20 protein-coding genes and 1 riboswitch are annotated in these 19,584 nt (G+C 61.8%); of the genes, 6 read left to right on the top strand and 14 right to left on the bottom strand.

The window, feature by feature from the left end; translation table 11 throughout:
- Nucleotides 1–5: 5 nt before the first annotated feature.
- From gcvH to ACS3QZ_RS08165, 3 genes are all read right to left on the bottom strand, one after another.
- Nucleotides 6–365 (bottom strand): glycine cleavage system protein GcvH, encoded by a 360-nt coding sequence (gene gcvH / locus ACS3QZ_RS08155; RefSeq protein WP_093090068.1) that lies wholly within the window; start codon nt 363–365, stop codon nt 6–8.
- A gap of 17 nt (nt 366–382) precedes the next feature.
- The gene (gcvT, locus tag ACS3QZ_RS08160) at nt 383–1,507 is read right to left on the bottom strand and encodes a glycine cleavage system aminomethyltransferase GcvT (protein WP_093092437.1); all 1,125 of its coding nucleotides are present in this window, start codon (nt 1,505–1,507) and stop codon (nt 383–385) included.
- A 163-nt stretch (nt 1,508–1,670) separates the two neighbouring features.
- Nucleotides 1,671–1,758: riboswitch (glycine riboswitch) on the bottom strand.
- A gap of 65 nt (nt 1,759–1,823) precedes the next feature.
- A complete protein-coding gene (locus tag ACS3QZ_RS08165; RefSeq protein WP_093092439.1) occupies nt 1,824–2,270 on the bottom strand; it encodes an RrF2 family transcriptional regulator in 447 nt (148 codons plus the stop codon).
- Between the two features lie 90 nt (nt 2,271–2,360).
- Between ACS3QZ_RS08165 and ACS3QZ_RS08170 the strand changes: the two genes are divergently transcribed.
- Complete coding sequence (locus tag ACS3QZ_RS08170) at nt 2,361–2,936, top strand: gamma-glutamylcyclotransferase family protein (protein WP_456037391.1); 576 nt, start codon at nt 2,361–2,363, stop codon at nt 2,934–2,936.
- 117 nt (nt 2,937–3,053) lie between these two features.
- On the opposite strand, the gene gltX is transcribed toward ACS3QZ_RS08170, so the two are convergent.
- Together gltX and ACS3QZ_RS08180 are read right to left on the bottom strand one after the other, a co-directional pair.
- Nucleotides 3,054–4,379, bottom strand: a complete 1,326-nt coding sequence (gltX, locus tag ACS3QZ_RS08175; RefSeq protein ID WP_456037392.1) for a glutamate--tRNA ligase — start codon at nt 4,377–4,379, stop codon at nt 3,054–3,056.
- A 62-nt stretch (nt 4,380–4,441) separates the two neighbouring features.
- Nucleotides 4,442–5,791: an amidohydrolase gene (locus ACS3QZ_RS08180; protein WP_456037393.1), complete on the bottom strand. Its 1,350-nt coding sequence runs from the start codon at nt 5,789–5,791 to the stop codon at nt 4,442–4,444.
- Nucleotides 5,792–6,114: 323 nt separating this feature from the next.
- On the opposite strand from ACS3QZ_RS08180, the gene ACS3QZ_RS08185 reads away from it, so the two are divergent.
- Nucleotides 6,115–6,612, top strand: a complete 498-nt coding sequence (locus tag ACS3QZ_RS08185) for a TspO/MBR family protein (protein ID WP_456037394.1) — start codon at nt 6,115–6,117, stop codon at nt 6,610–6,612.
- Nucleotides 6,613–6,614: 2 nt separating this feature from the next.
- Here the strand turns inward: ACS3QZ_RS08185 and ACS3QZ_RS08190 are convergent, their stop codons facing one another.
- Both ACS3QZ_RS08190 and ACS3QZ_RS08195 read right to left on the bottom strand, forming a co-directional pair.
- A complete protein-coding gene (locus tag ACS3QZ_RS08190; RefSeq protein WP_456037395.1) occupies nt 6,615–7,043 on the bottom strand; it encodes a DUF1801 domain-containing protein in 429 nt (142 codons plus the stop codon).
- A gap of 65 nt (nt 7,044–7,108) precedes the next feature.
- Nucleotides 7,109–7,309 (bottom strand): DUF1059 domain-containing protein, encoded by a 201-nt coding sequence (locus ACS3QZ_RS08195; RefSeq protein ID WP_093092441.1) that lies wholly within the window; start codon nt 7,307–7,309, stop codon nt 7,109–7,111.
- A gap of 158 nt (nt 7,310–7,467) precedes the next feature.
- Between ACS3QZ_RS08195 and ACS3QZ_RS08200 the strand changes: the two genes are divergently transcribed.
- Entirely contained in the window at nt 7,468–8,397 is a 930-nt protein-coding gene (locus ACS3QZ_RS08200) for an MBL fold metallo-hydrolase (protein ID WP_456037396.1), read from the top strand.
- Nucleotides 8,398–8,517: 120 nt separating this feature from the next.
- Here ACS3QZ_RS08200 and ACS3QZ_RS08205 read toward each other — a convergent pair whose 3' ends face one another.
- On the bottom strand, nt 8,518–10,176 hold the full coding sequence (locus tag ACS3QZ_RS08205; protein ID WP_456037397.1) for an NAD+ synthase: 1,659 nt from the start codon (nt 10,174–10,176) through the stop codon (nt 8,518–8,520).
- Nucleotides 10,177–10,344: 168 nt separating this feature from the next.
- Here ACS3QZ_RS08205 and ACS3QZ_RS08210 point away from each other — a divergent pair, with 168 nt between their 5' ends.
- Nucleotides 10,345–11,730, top strand: coding sequence for an MORN repeat-containing protein (locus ACS3QZ_RS08210; RefSeq protein ID WP_456037398.1), 1,386 nt, complete (start codon nt 10,345–10,347; stop codon nt 11,728–11,730).
- A gap of 39 nt (nt 11,731–11,769) precedes the next feature.
- On the opposite strand, the gene ACS3QZ_RS08215 is transcribed toward ACS3QZ_RS08210, so the two are convergent.
- The 5 genes from ACS3QZ_RS08215 to ACS3QZ_RS08235 all read right to left on the bottom strand — a co-directional run bounded on the left by ACS3QZ_RS08215 (nt 11,770) and on the right by ACS3QZ_RS08235 (nt 16,095).
- Nucleotides 11,770–12,705 carry a LysR family transcriptional regulator gene (locus ACS3QZ_RS08215; RefSeq protein ID WP_456037399.1) on the bottom strand — a complete coding sequence of 312 codons (936 nt, stop codon included), beginning with the start codon at nt 12,703–12,705 and terminating at the stop codon, nt 11,770–11,772.
- A gap of 99 nt (nt 12,706–12,804) precedes the next feature.
- Nucleotides 12,805–14,331 carry a cryptochrome/photolyase family protein gene (locus ACS3QZ_RS08220; protein WP_456039322.1) on the bottom strand — a complete coding sequence of 509 codons (1,527 nt, stop codon included), beginning with the start codon at nt 14,329–14,331 and terminating at the stop codon, nt 12,805–12,807.
- Nucleotides 14,328–14,990, bottom strand: coding sequence for an SDR family NAD(P)-dependent oxidoreductase (locus ACS3QZ_RS08225; RefSeq protein ID WP_456037400.1), 663 nt, complete (start codon nt 14,988–14,990; stop codon nt 14,328–14,330). The genes ACS3QZ_RS08220 and ACS3QZ_RS08225 overlap by 4 nt, the downstream gene beginning before the upstream one ends.
- Before the next feature lie 31 nt (nt 14,991–15,021).
- Entirely contained in the window at nt 15,022–15,606 is a 585-nt protein-coding gene (locus ACS3QZ_RS08230) for a TetR/AcrR family transcriptional regulator (RefSeq protein WP_456037401.1), read from the bottom strand.
- 3 nt (nt 15,607–15,609) lie between these two features.
- The gene (locus tag ACS3QZ_RS08235; protein WP_456037402.1) at nt 15,610–16,095 is read right to left on the bottom strand and encodes a hypothetical protein; all 486 of its coding nucleotides are present in this window, start codon (nt 16,093–16,095) and stop codon (nt 15,610–15,612) included.
- Between the two features lie 293 nt (nt 16,096–16,388).
- On the opposite strand from ACS3QZ_RS08235, the gene ACS3QZ_RS08240 reads away from it, so the two are divergent.
- The gene (locus ACS3QZ_RS08240; protein WP_456037403.1) at nt 16,389–17,960 is read left to right on the top strand and encodes a 2-isopropylmalate synthase; all 1,572 of its coding nucleotides are present in this window, start codon (nt 16,389–16,391) and stop codon (nt 17,958–17,960) included.
- Nucleotides 17,961–18,119: 159 nt separating this feature from the next.
- On the top strand, nt 18,120–18,560 hold the full coding sequence (locus ACS3QZ_RS08245; protein ID WP_317674168.1) for a GNAT family N-acetyltransferase: 441 nt from the start codon (nt 18,120–18,122) through the stop codon (nt 18,558–18,560).
- A 78-nt stretch (nt 18,561–18,638) separates the two neighbouring features.
- On the opposite strand, the gene ACS3QZ_RS08250 is transcribed toward ACS3QZ_RS08245, so the two are convergent.
- Nucleotides 18,639–19,544, bottom strand: a complete 906-nt coding sequence (locus ACS3QZ_RS08250; RefSeq protein WP_456037404.1) for a TauD/TfdA dioxygenase family protein — start codon at nt 19,542–19,544, stop codon at nt 18,639–18,641.
- Nucleotides 19,545–19,584: the final 40 nt, after the last annotated feature.

Consider the following 19,584-nt stretch of genomic DNA (forward strand, 5'->3'; position numbering starts at 1 on the left):
AGCTCTTACCCGATGAAGTCCTTGTAGGCGGCTTCATCCATGTAATCGTCCATCTGGCTGGGATCGGCAGCCTTGATCTTGAAGAACCACGCATCCCCCATCGGGTCTTCGTTGACCTTGCCGGGGTCTTCGACGATCGCGTCATTCACTTCGACGATCTCGCCATCGATCGGCGCGAGAATGTCCGACGCCGCCTTGACCGACTCGATCACGCAGACTTCTTCGTCCTTGGTCACTTCGGTGCCCGTCTCGGGCAGCTCCACGAACACCACGTCACCCAGCTGCTCGCTAGCGTGATCCGTGATCCCCACCACGATCAGCCCGTCTTCTTCGCGCAGCCATTCATGTTCTTCGGTGAATTTCATGCTGTCTCTCCTGTTGGTCAGCGTTTGAAATTGGCAGGCACAAGCGGCATCTTCGCCACCGTGACGGGCATCCGCTTGCCCCGTACCTCGCCAAAAATCTCGGTTCCGGCAGCAGCTTGCGCGCTGCCGACATATCCCATGGCCACGGGCCCATTGAGCGTCGGGCCAAACCCGCCCGAGGTGACTTCGCCAATCGCGTCGCCCCCTTCGGCTTCGGCAAACAATTGCGTCCCGGCACGCATCGGCGCACGGCCCTGCGGTGCGAGGCCAACACGCTTGCGGGCCACGCCTTCGGCCAGATCCCCAAAAAGGCGCGAGGCCCCCGGAAATCCTCCCGCTCGGTCGCCTCCGGCGCGGCGCACCTTCTGGATCGCCCAGGTCAGCCCGGCCTCGATCGGCGAGGTGCCCGCGTCAATATCATTCCCATAAAGGCACAGACCCGCCTCAAGCCGCAGACTGTCCCGCGCCCCAAGGCCAATCGCCTCAACCTCGTCCATCGCCAAAAGCGCGCGGCTCAGCGCCTCGGCCTCGGCGGCGGGCACCGAAATCTCGTAGCCGTCTTCCCCTGTATAGCCCGAGCGCGAAACCCAGCATTCCGCGCCATTCAGCGCAACCGTGGCCACATCCATGAAAGACATGCCTGCCACGTCCGCGTTCAGCCGCGCCAGCGCAGTTTCCGCCGCCGGCCCCTGCAACGCGATCAGCGCGCGGTCGGTGATCTCGGTCACGGTGACACCGGGCTCCAGAACGCTGCGCATCCGCGCAATGTCGCCTTCCTTGCAGGCGGCGTTGACCACGACAAAAAGATGATCGCCCCGGTTGGCGAACATCAGGTCATCCTCGATGCCCCCGGCGCCGTTGGTGAACAGCCCATAGCGCTGGCGCCCTTCGCCAAGCCCCAGAACATCCATCGGCACCATTCTCTCGAACGCCCCGGCAATCGCCTCATAGGACGCTCCACCCAGGATCACCTGCCCCATGTGGCTAACGTCGAACAGCCCTGCGGCGGCGCGGGTGTGCAGATGTTCCTTCATCACGCCCAGCCCGTATTGCACGGGCATCTCGTACCCGGCAAACGGCACCATCTTGGCGCCCAGCTCGACATGCAGATCGTAAAGCGGTGTGCGCTTCAATTCGCCCATGGCTCTCGCTCCCGTCACTTCCGGCGCGTCCATGGCTCTGGTCACATCCGGCATCCCAATTTCGCGCAATTGCCCTGCGCGTGCGATGCCCCCTCTGTCCTTTGGCCTGAGATCGTTATCCCTTCGGCGGACGCATGTTTCGGCGCCTCTCTCCAGAGTTTTTTCAGATGGCGCGGTCCCTGCGGCCTGAGAGTTTCCGGGGCGGTTGCTCCTTCGGCACCGGAAACATCCGGTTCTCCCGAGTCATCTGTTGTCGCATACCGTAGTGTGCAGAAAACGCGCTGGCAAGCCGCAAAAAGGTCGCTTTTGGCGCGATTTATGTCGCACAGGGTTCAGGCGCGAGAATACTGAGCAAAGCGCTGTTGTTGCAGACCAGCGCATCCAGTGTCACGTCATCCAGCCGCAGGTAGAATGCCTCGGCCGCATCCTGCAGTGCATAGCGCAGCCGACAGGCCGCCGTCAGCGGGCAGGAATTGTCCACATCGGCGAAACACTCGGTCAGCGGCACCGGCGCTTCCATGATCCGGAAAATCTCGCCAATGCTGATATCTGTCGCCGGGCGGGCCAGCTCCAGACCGCCATTGCGCCCGCGCTGGGTCTTGATGACCCCCATCTGGGCCAACTGGTTGATAACCTGGGCAAGGTGGTTTTCCGAGGCGTTGCAGCGCTCTGCGATCTCGTGTTTCGTGACCAACCGATCCGCATGTGCCGTACAAAACATCAGCACCCGAATCGCGATGTTGGTTCTTTTGGTGATACGCACGGACGGTCCTCGCCATGGCTTGAAGTTCCGCTCTTTATGCAGCATGGCAAGGGGCAAGCAATTGACATGGATCAAGAGCACCAAGGGCGAATGCGCAAGAAAGACCCCTATTTCTTTGGCTATGGCAGCCTCGTGAACCGGGATACGCACCAGTATGGCGATACCCACCCGGCCCGACTCGGCGGTTGGCGGCGGATTTGGCGCCATACCGACCTGCGTCCCGTGGCCTACCTGACCGTGGTGCCGGACCCGGATTGCGAAATCGACGGACTGATCGCGCATGTTCCCGGCGGTGATTGGGCCGCGCTGGATCAACGCGAACATGCCTATGACCGGGTCGACGCCAATGCCGCGATTACGCACCCCAAGCCCGACCCGATCGACGTGGCGGTCTATACCGTGCCGCATGGCAAACATGGGCAGCCCACGGTCGAGCATCCGGTGCTGCTGAGCTATATCGACGTGGTGGTACAGGGCTATCTGCGCGAATTCGGAGAGGACGGTGTGGCACGCTTCTTCAATACCACCGCAGGCTGGAGCGCGCCGATCCTCGATGACCGGGCAACCCCGATCTATCCGCGCCATCAAACCCTGTCAGGCGATGAGCGCACTCTTGTGGATGATCACCTCAGGGCTTTGAATGTCACGCTGATCGACACGGCATAGCGCTCCCGCCCCTTTGACACGCGGCTTTGCCGCGCCCCAAAGCGTTGGGCGTGGCGCGCCGTTGGCGCGCCTTGGGTATTTGGAACCATTGAGAAGGGGCAAGGGCGCCCCGAAGCTTCAGCCGCGGGCCTTGACCACCTGCAGGAGCGGCATCAGCGCCGACATGTCCGGCCCCGAGCCCTGCCCGGTAAGCGCCTTCCTGAGCGGCATGAACAGCCCCTTGCCCTTGCGCCCGGTGGCCGCCTTGACCTCGGACGTCCACTTGCCCCAGGTCTCATCGTCAAACGGCCCCTCGGGCAGAAGTTTCATGGCCTCGGCGATGAACTCCTTGTCCTCGTCGGCAATCTCCGGCTCCGCACCGTTGGCAAACAGCTCCCACCAGCCCTTGAGATCCTTGCGGGTGGTGATGTTCTCGCGCGTGACCTGCCAGAAACGTTCGGCCAGATCGTCCGGAACGCCCGCCGCCGCCACATCCGCAGCGACTGCCGACAGGGGCTGCTCATGCAGGTATTTCGCGGTCAGCGGATAGAGATCCTGCACGTCGAACTTGGTCGGCGCCGCCCCGAAATGCGACAGCTCGAACCCGTCCGCGATCTCGGCAAGGTCATTTCGGATCTCGACCGGGTCGCTCGACCCCAGCCGCGCCATCAGCGACAAGAGCGCCATCGGCTCCACCCCTGCCTCGCGCAGATCGCGCAGAGCCAGCGTGCCAAGGCGCTTGGACAGCGCCTCGCCCTGTGGACCCGTCAACAGCGAATGGTGCGCGAAATTCGGCACACCGCCGCCCAGCGCCTCGATGATCTGGATCTGCGTCGCGGTATTGGTCACATGGTCCGATCCGCGCACCACGTCCGTGATCCCGAAATCAATGTCGTCACAGACCGACGCCAGCGTATACAGGAACTGTCCGTCGCCCTTGATCAGCACCGGATCGCTGACGCTGGCCGCGTCGATCGAGCGATGCCCGAGAATGCCATCCTCCCACTCGATCCGCTCATGATCCAGCTTGAAACGCCAATGGCCACTGCCCCGCTCGGCGCGCAGCTTGTCCTTGTCCGCATCGCTCAACCCCAGCGCCGAGCGGTCATAGACCGGCGGCTTGCCCATGTTGAGCTGTTTCTTGCGCTTGAGGTCCAGCTCGGTCGGGGTTTCGAAACACTCGTAAAAGCGCCCCATATCGCGCAACTGCTGGGCGGCCTCTTCATAGCGCTCCAGCCGGTCCGACTGTTTCTCGACCCGGTCCCAGGTCAGGCCAAGCCATTCCAGGTCCTGCTGGATGGCATCCACATATTCCTGCTTGGACCGCTCGGGATCGGTGTCATCAATCCGCAGAATGAACGTCCCGCCCGCCTTGCGGGCAATCAGGTGGTTCATCAATGCGGTGCGCAGGTTGCCAACATGGATATAGCCAGTCGGCGAAGGGGCAAAACGGGTGGTGGTCATCTCATACTCCTGTTGCGGCTCCCCATTCCACAACTGGCGCGCTTTGTCCACTCTGACGGCACTCAGTTCCGCAAAGCATCAAGAACCAGCAGCGCCGACATTTTCGTGCCTGTCGGAATCGCCTCAAGGTCCACCTTGTAGAACGGCTCGTGGACAAAGAAGGGAAAACTCTGGTTGCGCTCCCAGGACTCGCGGAACAGATCGTGATCGGCAATCCCTATGAAATAGTAGGCCTTCTCGACCCCCTCGATCCCATCGACCAGCAGAAACGCATCATCCGACCCCTGCATGATCTCGTCCTTGACCTGACCGGGCACGTAATCGGCCGCGCTCATCAGCTCACGCGCCCTCAGGACGGCCGCTTCGGAATTCACGATCAGCGAGGCAAACCCTTTTTGTTCGATCTTGGTCATCTCCAGAGGATCAAGCCCGCTCCCAACAGCGATCCCGTGCGCGATATTCGTGATCTCCCGCAAAAGCTGGTCAAATATCTGCTGGCTTTCGGCATGCAGCTTGAGCTTCAACGTCGCCTCATTCGGGATCACGTTATTGTCGACACCACCGTCGATCGCCCCGATCGTCACCACGGCGGTTTTGCCCGGTTCGACACGTCGCGACAGGATTGTCTGCAATGCCATGATCGCCTGCCCGGCCATCACGATGGGATCCTTCGCGTGATGTGGTGAGGACCCATGCCCACCAACACCGTTAAAGGTGAGATCGACCATGGTCGTCATGGTGGTCATGCGCCCAACCGTCGAGATGAAAGCTCCAGTCGGTACAGGAGCGGTGTGAAACGCAAAGAAATAGTCCGGCTCCGGGACGCCATGCGTGCTGTACAAACCGTCATCGACCATCGCCTGCGTCCCGGCAATCGGCTCTTCGGCAGGCTGCCCCACAAGAACGAGCGTTCCGGACCACTCATCCCGAAGGTCCTTCATCACCCGCGCCAGACCAATCAGCCAGGTCGTGTGAGCATCATGACCACACATATGCGCCACAAAGGTATCTTCACCTGCAAAATTCGTGACCCGCACATCGCTGGCATAACGAAGACCGGTCTGTTCCTGGATCGCATTGGCATCCATGTCCGCGCGCCACATCACAACCGGCCCCGGTCCATTGCGCAGAATCCCGACAACCCCAGTGCCGCCGATTCCGGTTTTCACCTCGTATCCAAGAGTCGCGAGTTCAGATGCGACGATCCCCGCCGTCCGCGTTTCCATGAAACCTAGTTCGGGATTCTGATGAATATCCTTGAAGATCGCCTTGAGACGATCAGCATCGGCATCGACCATTGTGCTGATACGGTCTGACATCTTTCGGATTTCGCCCGCGTCCATCTCCGCCGCAACCGGAACAGCGCCGACAATCGCCAGAGCGACGGCTATCCCCTTGAGCCAAAACCGCATACCGCTTCCCTCCAATCAATGTAAACACACATCACCGACGACTATAACTTGAAAAATCACGCATTGATCCAAATGCCGGTCACGACCTTATTCCAAATCCTAAGCCGATTATCAGCGAACCGGCATTACCACGTTGCATCAAGTCCGCAATACCGAAGTGCACCCATACCCTTCGCATACGTCATACGCTGTTCCCCCATCCACATTACCCCCGTCATTCTGCCTGAAAATTGATCCATGTCAGCAAATCTTCCGTAGATTTTACAGCTGAAAAAGAGGATGTAAGATCATGACCTTCGCGCCCTCAAGTCTGCCGATTGCCTGTGTTCAAGACGTCACGCCCGCTCCTGACCCGTTTTGAGGAGCCACAAGACCAACTGGCCCACACGTATCGCTTTCTGCTGCTTGTCTTGGGCGGTGGCATCCTGATCGGGACGCTGACCGCGCCGGGCGCATGGTACACGGCGCTCGAAAAGCCCCCCTTCAACCCGCCCAACTGGATCTTTGGCCCAGTCTGGACAGTGCTCTACGTGTTGATCGCCATGGCGGGCTGGCGCCAGTTCGCATCGGATCGGTCCGGAGCCGCTATGAGACTGTGGTGGGCGCAGCTCGGGCTCAACTTCCTCTGGTCGCCCGTGTTCTTCGTGCTGCAACGGCCATGGCTGGCCTTCGCCATCATCCTCGCAATGCTGGTGGTGATCCTCGCCTTCTTGCGCCGCGCGTGGGGGCGCGACTGGGTGTCGGCATGGGCTTTCGCACCCTACCTGGCATGGGTCGCCTTTGCGAGCGCCCTCAACCTGTCGATCGCCATCCTGAACTGACGTTAGCGCGGCGACACCGGCCAGATGGCATCCAGATCCCGCAGCCCGGTACGGATCAACTCTTCCAGCACCGCAAGGTCGATATCGGTCAGTTTGTTCACGTAAAGGCAACTCTTGCCCAGCTTGTGCTTGCCCAGCCGTGCAAGGATGTCGCCGTAATCCTGGTAACCGGGCAGGATATAGATCGAAAGACGCGCCTTGCGCGGGCTAAAGCCGGTGGCAAGGAAATCGCCCTCGCGTCCCGAGGCATAGGTATAGTGGTACCGTCCGAACCCAATGATCGAAGGTCCCCACATCACCGCAGGAAACCCGGTTGTCCGGGTGAACAGGTCAAGCAGAACCCGCCCTTCTTCGCGCCGCCGCTCTGGAAGGACACCATCGAGGAATACCCTTGGGTCGGCGCCAGTCGGACCGGTGCTGTTCCCGCTCATGAAGACATCTCCTCAATGTCGCGCGATCCCGGGTGCTTTACCCGCAGCGCCCCCGATCCGACTGTCTAGACGCTCACCGGCTTGATCAGTGTACCCAGGTAATCGCGTGTCTCCTGGTCCCAATCCGCTGGCTCCTCGTCATGGGCCACCCGTGCATGCAGCTCCATCAACTTCCAGACCTCGTCCCGCGTCTCGGCCACGACACTCGCGGGACAAGCCTCCATTCCTTCGCAGTCCCGACAGGCATAAGAAAAAGCGTTGGTCATGATGTCCCCCTTTCCAACAAGGGCGCAGCATAGCACAAATGCGCCTTTTTCGCCATTTGCCCCCGGCGCTCGACGCCCCATCAAATCCGCGTGACCGGTCATCCAAATGTCAGATTCTCACGTACCTTGAAGATACCAACGCCAACAGGAGATTCATCATGCTGAAAACACCCGCCCTCTCACGCCGTCACGTCCTGCTGGGTGCGGCCGCCCTTCCACTGGCCGCCGCTACCACCCGCCCTGCCCTTGCCGCGGCCGAGATGATGGGCATCGGCGCGACGCGCTTCAACCGCATGAAGCTGGGCAATTTCGAAGTCACCACCCTGCTCGTGGGCACCCGCACCGTCGAAGGCCCACAGGCGATCTTTGGCATGAACGCCACCCCGGCAGAATTCGCCGCCGCCTCGAACGCGGCCAATATCCCGACCGACGCGGCGCAGTTCTTCTTTACCCCGACCGTTGTCAACACCGGTGCCGAGCTGGTTCTGTTCGATACCGGCCTCGCTCCCGACGCGATGACCGCCGCGCTGGCCGCCGCTGGTTACAGCCCGGATCAGATCGACGTCGTGGTGATCACCCACATGCATGGCGACCATGTCGGCGGCCTCGCCGGGGAATCCGGCATGACTTTCCCCAATGCCCGCCACGTGACCGGGGCCACCGAGTTCGACGCCTGGGCCGCGACCGACAAGAACAAGGCCTTCGAGGCCAAGGTCCGCCCCAACGCCGACCGGTTCGACATGATCGCACCGGGTGATGCGGTGGTCTCGGGCATCTCTGCGATGAACGCCTTTGGCCACACGCCGGGCCACATGGCCTACATGATCGAAAGCGAGGGCAAGCAACTGGTCATCGCCGCCGATTTCGCCAACCATTACGTCTGGTCCCTGTCCTATCCAGACTGGGAAGTAAAGTTCGACATGGACAAGGCCGCCGCCGCCGCCACCCGCAAGAAAATGCTGGACATGATGGCCACCGACCGCCTGCCCTTCATCGGCTACCACATGCCCTGGCCCGCCGTCGGCTTTGTCGAAACCCGCGACTCTGCCTTCCATTATGTCCCGGCCAGCTACCAGCTGATGCTCTGACTCCCCGAAAGGGCTTGCAGGCGGGGCGCACCCCCAGCGTTCGACCCGCCTCTTTCTTTTTCCGGAAATACCCCGGGGGAGTCGCCGCGTGCGGCGGCGGGGGCAGCGCCCCCATAGGCCTCAACTCGGATCGCGGAACCGGTTCACGATCGGATAACGCCGGTCCAGCCAGAACGCCTTTTTCGACAGCCGCGCCCCCGGCGCGCTCTGGAAGCGTTTATATTCGCTGATATAGACCAGATGCTCCACCCGCTTGACCGTCTCCCGGTCAAACCCGGCGGCCACACAATCGGCCACCGATTTCTCCTGATCCACCAGCATCAGCAGGATCGCGTCCAGCACCTCATAAGGCGGCAGGCTGTCCTCGTCCTTCTGATCGGGGCGCAGCTCGGCGCTTGGCGGTTTGTCGATGATCGCCGGCGGGATCACCTCGCCGCCCGGCCCATACATCCAGTCGCGATGCACCTGATTGCGCCAGCGCGAGGTCTCGAACACCCGCGTCTTGTACATATCCTTGATCGGGTTATAGCCCCCCGCCATGTCGCCATAGATCGTGGCATAACCCACCGCCACTTCGGACTTGTTGCCGGTGGTCAAAAGCATCTCGCCAAACTTGTTCGACAGCGCCATCAAGAGCAGCCCCCGCAGGCGCGACTGGATATTCTCCTCGGTCAGCCCCGGTTCGGTGCCTTCAAACAGCGGCGCCAGCGTGTTGGTGATCGCCTGCCGCCCTTCCTTGATCGGTACATAGTCATAGCGCACGCCCAACCGGTTCGCGATATCCTCGGCATCGTCCAGCGACCCTTGCGAGGTATATTCCGAGGGCAACATCACACAGCGCACATTCTCGGCGCCCAGCGCATCCACCGCGATCGTCGCCACCAGCGCGGAATCAATCCCGCCTGACAGGCCCAGAAGCACCTTCTTGAACCCGGTCTTGCCCATGTAATCGCGCAGGGCCTCGACACAGACCCGGTAATCCTGTTCCTCTCCCGCAGGCAGCACCGCCTTTTCGCCCTCGCCACAGCGCCATCCCCGGTCGGTGCGGCTAAACTCCACATGCGCCACCGCCTCGTCAAAGACGGGCAATTGCATGGCCAGCTCCCCACCGGGGTTCAGCACGAACGACCCACCATCAAACACCTGGTCATCCTGCCCGCCCACCATGTTGAGGTAAACCAGCGGTAGCCCGGTCTCGACCACCCGCGCGACCATGTGGTTCATGCGCCGGTCGAACTTGTCCCGGTAATAGGGCGACCCGTTGGGCACCACGAGAATCTCCGCCCCGGTCTCTTCCATGGTTTCCGGCACATCCTCGAACCACGCATCCTCGCAGATGGGCGAGCCAATACGCACGCCGTTCACGTCATAGGGGCCGCCCAACGGCCCCTGATCAAACAGGCGCACCTCGTCGAACACGGTGTAATTGGGCAGGTGGTGTTTCAATTGCCGATGCACCACCTTGCCGCCCTTGAGGATGAAATAGGCGTTGAACAGCTTGTCATCGTGCACGTAAGGCCCGCCCACGGCCACAACCGGCCCATCCGCACAATCCACCGCCAGCCGCTCGATCACGTCCATCGCCGCCGCCTGCAAGGCGGGCTTCAGGATCAGGTCCTGCGCATTGTAGCCGACGATGAACATTTCCGGGAAGGCGACCATGTCCGACCCGGCGTCGCGCGCCTCGGCCCAGATGGCGCGCACCTTGGCGGCATTGCCCTCGAGGTCCCCCATCGTGGGGTTGGCCTGCGCCATCGTCAGACGGAAAGTGTCAGCCATGATAGCCTCCTGTCGCATCGCTTATGCGCAGATTTAGCAGAACCCGCGCCGGGGAAAAGCGTAAAGCTGCAAAACCCGTTGCCCATGCCAGCCCCATGCCTTAGAATTTCCGCAAAAGCCGCAACCGGCGGCACGGGCGAACACGCCGAACCCATGGGGACCAAAAACATGAGCAGAACTCAGGCACTTACCTTTGCCTTCCTGTTGGCGGCTGCACCGGCGCTGGCTCAGGACGGGCAGGTTCTGACCAAGCAATATGACGATGGTGGCGTCTACGAAGGCACGTTCAAGGGCGGCTTACAGCATGGGCAAGGCACCTATCGCCTGCCTAACGGGTATGAGTATTCCGGCGAATGGATAGACGGTGAAATCAAGGGCAAGGGCATGGCGCGCTTTCCCAACGGGTCAGTCTACGAGGGCGAATTCGCCAAGGGCAAACCGCATGGCTTCGGCAAGATCACCTTTACCGATGGCGGCACCTATGAAGGCGAATGGGCCGAGGGCAAGATCTCGGGACAGGGTGTGGCGATCTATGCCAACGGGGTGCGCTATGAAGGTGGCTTTCAAAACGCGATGCACCACGGCAAGGGCGTGATGCTCTCACCCGGCGGCTACCGCTACGAAGGCGACTGGCTCAACGGGGTCAAGGAAGGTCTGGGAAAGATCACCTATGGTGACGGCACCATCTATGACGGCGAGATCGTTGCCGGAGAGCGCGCGGGCGAAGGTACGCTGACCATGCCGGACGGGCTGGTCTATTCCGGCACCTGGGCCAATGGCCAGATCGAGGGCCAGGGCACCCTCACCCAACCCAATGGCGACGTCTATGTCGGCGACCTCGTCGGTGGCCAACGACAAGGCATGGGCCGCGTGACCTATTCCAACGGCGACATCTACGAAGGCCAGTTCGAGGCCGATCAGCGCCACGGACAGGGCACGTTTACGGGTGCGGATGGCTATGTCTACGTAGGAAGCTGGGTCAACGGCCATATCGAAGGCAACGGCACCGTGACCTATCCGGATGGCTCTGTCTATGCGGGCCAGTTCAAGGACGACCTCGCCGACGGGCAGGGCCTGATCACATATACCGATGGCTCCACCTATGAAGGCGACTGGAAGAACGGCGTGATCGACGGCACGGGCAAGGCGGTCTATGCCAACGGTCTTGTCTATGAAGGTGAATTCGCCAATGCCCGCAACCACGGCCATGGGGTGATGACCTATTCCGACGGCTACCGCTACGAAGGTGAATGGATGGATGGCCATCGTCACGGCATGGGCAAGGCGACCTATGCAGACGGCACCATCTATACCGGCCAGTTCGTCAAGGGACAGCGCGAGGGCATTGGCGAGATCGTCATGCCCGACGGGTTCAAATATTCCGGCGAATGGCGCGCGGGTGAAATCGACGGCGTCGGCGTGGCCACATATGCCAACGGAGATGTCTACGAAGGCACGTTCAAGGCGGGCAAACGCCAGGGCGAAGGCACCATGCGCTATGCCAGCGGCGAAGAGGCCAGCGGCAACTGGGACAACGGCACGCTCCAGAACTAGGGCCGGGCCGCAATCGCCCCCTCCCCGAGGCCCTTTCCCTCAGGCCTCGTCAACCTCCACCAGCGCCTGCCGCACCTTGCCCTGTGCTTGCAGCAGTTCCCAGAACAGCTGCGCAGCAGCGCTCTGAGTCTCCTTTCGGCGCGACAGGCAGATGTTCCAGAACAGCGGTGTGTCAATCGGCAATGGCCGCGCAAGTCCCGCTGCCTCAAGGTCTCGGAAATGCTCCGGCATACCGGCAAGAACCGCGTCGCTGCCGTCGATCAGATCACATAGCAACGCGTAGTCGTCGCATTCAACGCTTGGCAGGCGTTCGACGGCCCATTCCGCCTCTTCCCCCCCACCCATCGCCGCCGTGAGGCGGGCGCGCCAGAACCGGGGCATGTAAGGGGACAGGAAAGGATAGCGGAACAGGTCTTCCAACCGGTTCGGCTGGCCTGTTTGAAGCGGATGCCCCGGGCGTGTCACAAAACGCACTTCGCGGCGGCGCACCACATGGATATCCAGCCCCTCGACCCCGCTCGTATGGCTGAGATCGCCCACGAAGATATCGACCTCGCCGCGGTCCAGCAGGCGGATCGGTTCCGCCAGCGCCTGCACCTGTACAGACAACCGCGTACCCGGCATCTTTTCGCGGAACGCGCGGATCACGGGCGTCAGCAAAGACCGTGTCGCCAGCGGACCACAGCCAATCCGCAGGTGTTCCTGCTCACTGCTGCGCAATTCGCTGACACGGGTGGCAAACCGGGCCATGTCATCATCCAACCGCCTGGCCAGCGGCATGAACGCCCGCCCCTCGGGCGTCAGATCACATCCCGTGTTCCCCCGCCGGAACAGCACGAACCCCACCTCGGATTCGGCCTGTTGCACATGGCGTGACAGGGACGCGTTCGACACCCCCAAATCCCGCGCCGATTCCTGGAAACTTCCCGTCTTCGCAAGGCTCATCACGGCCTTGAGGGCTTTTTCAGAGATCATTTTCGCCTCGATTTCAATTTTTGCAGCAGTATGATCAGAAAATGAAATCAATGCACAGCCCATTTGGCCTCATGCGCTGAAACCCGCCTTGCCCCCGCATCACACCCGCGCGCCGCTCTCAAGGCGCTGCAGAAACGCGTCGGCGCCCGAAAGAACAGCGACGCGCCGATCCTCGCTCATCCGGTCCCAAATCCGGTACATGTTGCCCATGCGCGCATTGCCCTCAAACCGTGCCCGATGCCGGTCCAGAAAGTGCCAATACAACATGTTGAACGGACAGGTCCCCTCGCCCACCTTCTCTTTCACGTCGTAGGCACAGCCCCGGCAATAATCCGACATCCGGTCGATATAGGCTCCCGACGACACATAGGGCTTTGATGCCACAACACCCCCATCGGCAAACTGGCTCATGCCAACCGTATTCGGCGCCTCGACCCATTCGAAGGCATCGGCATAGACCGACAGGTACCATTCATGCACCTGTGTCGGATCGACCCCGGCCAAAAGCGCGAAATTCCCCGTCACCATCAACCGCTGGATATGGTGTGCATAGGCCATCTCTCGCGTCTGCCCGACCACCTCCGATAGGCAGCGCATATCGGTCTCCGCCCCCCAATAAAGCGGCGGCAGATCGCGGGTCTGCCCAAGGGCATTGCGCCCCGCATAATCCGGCCCCTCAAGGAAATAGATGCCCCGCACAAACTCGCGCCAGCCAAGGATCTGGCGGATGAACCCTTCGACCGCGTTGATCGGCGCGCGACCCGCCTGCCATTCGGCCTCGGCCGCACGGCACGCCTCCATCGGCCCCAGCAATCCGATATTCAGGTAAAACGACAACAACGCATGATAAAGCGTTGATTCCCCCCGCAACATCGCGTCCTGATAATCCCCGAACCGCGGCAGCGCGTGCGCCATGAAATGCGCCAACACCTGCAGAGCCTGGTCCCGATCCGTGGCAAAGCCAAACGGCTCCAGCTCGCCAAAATTGCCGCCAAACCGCGCACCGACAAGGCGCAGCACGTCCCCCACCGTCTCATCCGGCTGAAACCAAAGCGGCGCGGGAAAATGCATCTCGACCTTGGCTGGCTTGCGGTTGTCATGGTCAAAGTTCCACTTGCCCCCGGCGGGCGTGTCACCGTCCATCAACAGCCCGGTCTTGCGCCGCATCTCGCGATAGAAATACTCCATCCGCAATTGCTTGCGCCCCGTGGCCCAGCCCTCAAAATCCGCCCGGCTGGCGATGAACCGCGTATCGGGGTGCAGGTACAGCTTCAAAGGCATCTCGCGCAATGCCTCGATCACCCGCCACTCCCCCGGCGTCGTGGCCAAAACCTCGCACGCGCCCACCTCCTCGGCCCGGCGCAGCAACTCTCCGGGGATCGACCCGGCATTTTCCGGATCGTCCAGCCGCGTGTACCGCACCTCCCAGCCCGCCGCGCGCAACCGCGATGCAAACTTGCGCATCGCTGTCAGAACCAACACGATCTTCTTGGGGTGATGCGGCACATATCCGGTCTCGCTGGCCACCTCGGCCATCACGACCACGTCGCGCGCCTTGTCCGCTGCCGCAAGCGCCGACAACCCGTCGCTCAACTGGTCCCCCAGAACCAGCACCAAACGCGTCACCACGGCACCCCCTTCCCGGCCCAGTCAAAGAACTGCCCGGTATCGCGCGGGTCCAACCCATCCATCACCCGCACAAGGTTGGCCGCCGCCTGCGGCGCGGCCACCTTGTCATGCCCCGGATACTCTGCCGTGAAGGCCGTCGCCACCGTACCCGGATGCAACGCCACACAGATCGCCTCGCGGTGAGTGCGCCCCAACTCGATTGCGCTGGTATGCACGATCTGGTTCACCGCCGCCTTGGATGCGCGATAGGAATACCACCCTCCCGCCCGGTTGTCACCGATCGACCCAACCCGCGCCGACAACACCGCAAACACCGATCGCCCCTTGCGTGGCAACAACCGGGGCGCATGACGCAACACCAGAGCCGGGCCAATCGCGTTCACCGCGAATTGCGCCGCCAACTCCTCGGCGCTCACCTCTCGCAACGATTTCTCTGGCCTCTCCCTCGTCGACACCAACTGCCCCGAGGCCACGAAAACCAGATCAAACGGCCCATACAGCGCCGCCAGATGCCGCTCCACGCTCTCGGCATCGGTGATGTCGAATCCGTCGCCCCGACGTGACAGCCCCGTCACCGCGACACCGCGCGCCGCAAGGTGTTCCGCCAGCGCCGACCCGATGCCGCCCGACGCCCCAATGATCAATGCTTTTTCCATGTGCAGACTACGTCTGAAACCCGTCCCCGGATCAGCCGCGCCGCAGCAACAACCCGATCAGACGCGCGCCCTCGGTCTGCAAATCAAACCCCCGCGCCTCCAGTGACCAGCGCATCGCCAGCCCCTGGATCGTCGCCAGCACCAACGCCGCCAAATCATCAGCGGCAATAGTCTCCGGCAACTGCCCCTTGTCCTGCGCCGCCCCGATCAGGCGCGCAAACATGCCCCGGCGCGCGGTCATCACACGCTCGAAATGCGCCCTAAGCGCCTCGTTCTCGACATGCAATTCCCGCGAAAACAGGATCGCCGGGATCGCCGGGGTTGCCATGATCTGTCCGAGATACCGCGCCACCAGTGCCTCCAGCAGCCCAAGCGGATCATCACCGGGATCAGGCAGAGCGCCCATCTCCATGCCCGACGTGATCGCCGCGCCGACAGCCTGCCAGATGTCCGGCTTTGTCGGGAAATGGCGAAAGATCGCGGGCTGGCTGACGCCGACCGCATCGGCCAGTGCCTGTGTTGTCACCCGGTCCGGGCCCAACTCGCCCGCCAGCCGGATCGCCACCTGAACGATCTCGGCCTTGCGGTCCTCTGCCGATTTTCTCTGTCGCGCCACGCCTCAGAGGTCTCCGTCGATGCCTTCCACACCCAGACGATACCCGGCATGGCACCCGGTACAAGCCTCCATCGCCTCACCCATCGCCCCCAGCACCACCAGCGGATCATCCGTCGCCAGCGCCAGATCCGCGAGATCATCCATCGCCTTGTGGGCGCTCATGCCAAGTTGCAGGAAATCCAGCGGCAGCTTCGCCATCAGCGCCGGGCTTTCCCCGTCCGCCGCTGCCATCCCCACGGCACGCGCCTCGGCGGCCACGGTTTCCATGTCTCCGACCACTGCCGCCTGCGTGATGCCCTTGGCCGCTTCCAGCAACCCCCGCATCTCGGCCAGCACCCTGTTGCGCTCATCCTCGCTCAACAGAACCACCGTGCGCCCATCCTCAGAAGGCACCGTATGCCCCTGAACGATCAGCTTATATCCCCCGATCGCAATCACCCCGGCCAGAACCGCCGAAACGCCCCACCCTGCCTTACATGCCAAACTCATCGCGAAAGCCCTTTTCTCAAATGACGCTGATAATTAGTTAGTACTTACTTACTAAAGAGTCAATTCTCCCACCCACCGTTTTTTATCTTTAACTTCGCGGCCCAGCGCCTATAACATGCCCTCATGACCATTCGGCCACATATCGCCCCCATGACTTCGTGCATCCGCGCGGCGATTCCGGCTGGCCTCCTGCTTCTCCTAGCCCGCCTCTGAGCGTGCCGATGTCTGGCGCGACCGCTCAGAGGATGCCGCTTCGCGCCTAGGCTTTTGGAGAACAAGAAAAGAGACCCGACATGACTGAGACTGCACAAGACCGCGTTGTCATTTTCGACACGACCCTGCGCGACGGCGAACAAAGCCCCGGCGCCACCATGACCCATGACGAGAAGCTGGAAATTGCCTCCATGCTGGACGAGATGGGCGTGGACATCATCGAGGCCGGCTTTCCCATCGCCTCCGAGGGCGATTTCGCGGCCGTATCCGAGATTGCCAAGAATGCCGTGAACAGCCGCATCTGCGGTCTGGCCCGCGCCAACTTTGCCGATATCGACCGCTGCTGGGAGGCCGTGAAACACGCCGAGAAGAACCGGATTCACACCTTCATCGGCACCTCGCCCCTGCACCGCGCCATCCCGAACCTCACGATGGACGAGATGGCCGACAAGATCCACGAAACCGTCAGCCACGCCCGCAACCTCTGCGAAAACGTGCAGTGGTCGCCCATGGATGCCACTCGCACCGAATGGGATTACCTCTGCCGCGTGATCGAAATCGCGATCAAGGCCGGCGCCACCACGATCAACATCCCCGACACCGTGGGCTATACCGCCCCGGCAGAAAGCGCGGACCTGATCAAGCGCCTGATCGAAACCGTGCCGGGGGCAGATGACGTGATCTTTGCCACCCATTGTCACAACGATCTGGGCATGGCCACGGCCAACGCGCTGGCCGCCGTTGCGGGCGGCGCGCGCCAGATCGAATGCACCATCAACGGTCTGGGCGAACGCGCCGGCAATACCGCGCTGGAAGAAGTCGTCATGGCGCTCAAGACGCGCAACGACATCATGCCTTGGACCACCGGCATCGACACGACCAAGATCATGGCCATCTCGCGCCGTGTCGCCACCGTGTCGGGCTTTCCGGTGCAGTTCAACAAGGCCATCGTCGGCAAGAACGCCTTTGCCCATGAAAGCGGCATCCACCAGGACGGCATGCTCAAGAACCGCGAGAATTTCGAGATCATGCGCCCCGAGGATATCGGCCTCTCGGGCACCTCGCTGCCGCTGGGCAAACACTCGGGCCGCGCCGCGCTGCGGGACAAGCTCGAAACCCTCGGCTTCGAGGTCGGCGACAACCAGCTCAAGGACATTTTCGTCCGTTTCAAGGAGCTGGCCGACCGCAAGAAAGAGGTGTTCGACGATGACATCATCGCCCTCGTGCGCGTGGGCGAGGATGCCGAGAACGACGCCCTGAAACTCGTGTCGATGAAGGTCATCTGCGGCACCGGCGGCCCCGCCGAGTCGACCGTCGAAATGGAGATCAACGGCAAGGATGTCTCGGCCACCGAAACCGGCGACGGCCCCGTCGATGCCACCTTCAAGGCGATCCGCGCCCTGCACCCCAACGCCGCGCATCTGCAGCTTTACCAGGTGCATGCCGTGACCGAAGGCACCGATGCACAGGCTACCGTGTCCGTGCGCCTTGAGGAAGACGGCATCATTGCCACCGGCCAGTCGGCCAACACCGACACCGTGGTCGCCTCGGCCAAGGCCTACATCCACGCCCTGAACCGCCTTCTCGTGCGCCGTGGCAAAATGGGCGAAGGCGCCGACTCGCGCGAGATCTCCTACAAGGACCTGACCTGATCCCGGCACAAACGCCAAAGGCCGCCCTTCGGGGCGGCTTTTTTGCCGTGGCAAGCAAGTGCCGCGAATGACGGCGAAGTCCGCATTGCGGACTTTTGAGACATTGAGCTTTTGTAGCTTATAGGCTCTGCTGGCCTCAGCAATCGCAAGGTACTTCAAATGACAACGACAGTAATTCGCCGCATTAAGGAAGCCGACAAGGCCGAATGGCAAATGCTATGGTGCGGCTACAACGCGTTTTACGAACGGGAAGTTGAGGACAGGACCACTGATCGAGTTTGGGATGCTCTAAAAGGCAAAACGGGTGAGCCGTTCTGTTTCGTAGCGGAACAAGGTGGAAAACTTGTTGGTTTTACCCATTATTTCTATCTTCGATCGACGTCAGATTGGGGGCCTCGCTGCTATATGCAAGACCTATTTGTTGACCCATCCGTAAGGGGCGGTGGTGTTGGGCAATCGCTCATTGAAGCGGTCTATGCCGATGCCGACGAAAACGATGCGGCGCAGACTTTCTGGCTAACAACCACAACCAACAAGGCGGCACGCAAATTATATGACCGCGTTGCAAGCATGACACCGTTTGTAAAATACAGACGATAAGGGCTCAAACCTGCCCTGCGCCGCGAATGCCAAGCGCGCGATGCTTCGGCAACACTCCCCCTTGGCTCGGCCCCAAGTTCACCCCGCCGCCGCAACCACCTCCCGTGCCGCCGCCAGCCCGTCCGCGTCCGTCATCGAACAACACACGCTCACCAGCGTGCGCGGCTCCGAATAATTCCATTCCCGCCCCCGATGCAGCACGGCGCGCTGATCCCAGATCAGAACGTCGCCCACCTCCCACTTGTGGGAATAGGTAAACTGCGGCTGGGTACAAAACGCCATCAGCTCACCGATCAACGCCTCGCCCGCGTCCTTGTCCATGCCTTCGACCTCGTACACATGGCTGGCAATGAACAGCCCCTCACGCCCGTTCACCGGGTTCGGCCACACTGCGGGCCAGCGTTGTGCCCCCCACTTGGTAAACTGCGCCTGCTTTGCCAGTTCCGGCGAAATCATCTCACGCGAGCGGATGAAATTATGCCCCAGCACGCGGCCCCTGATCCGATCCTTAAGCGCCTCCGGCATCTCGGCCCAGGCCGCGCGGGTCGAGGCCAGCTCGGTCTCGCCGCCGGTCTGGGTGACGACCTTGCCCATCAGGATATTGCACAGCGCCGGCACCGGCAGGAACGTGCTGTCGATATGCCACAACTGGTTCGCCTTGAGGTTCAGCGTGTGCAAATCCATCTCGCCCGTCACGCCGCCATCCTCGGTTTCATTGCTCACCGGACGCACCGGTGCCTTTTCGCCCGGCTTGCGCTTGTCCGCTTCCCGGTCCTCGATCGGTCCGAACATCTCGCCAAGCCGCAAATGCGCCTCCGGGCTCAGGTCCTGCCCCTTGAACAGCAACGCCGAATGTTCCTCGAACAACATCCGCAGCGCGTCAAATGCCGCTTCGCTTACATTCGACAAATCAACCCCTTCGACGATCACGCCAAATGTCTCCGTCAACGGGGTGGTTTTCAGGGCATCCATGTCACCTGTCATCGCGCCTATCCTTCACTCAATAGCTTTCGAGAACCATACC

This window comes from Shimia sp. W99 (assembly GCF_053851455.3).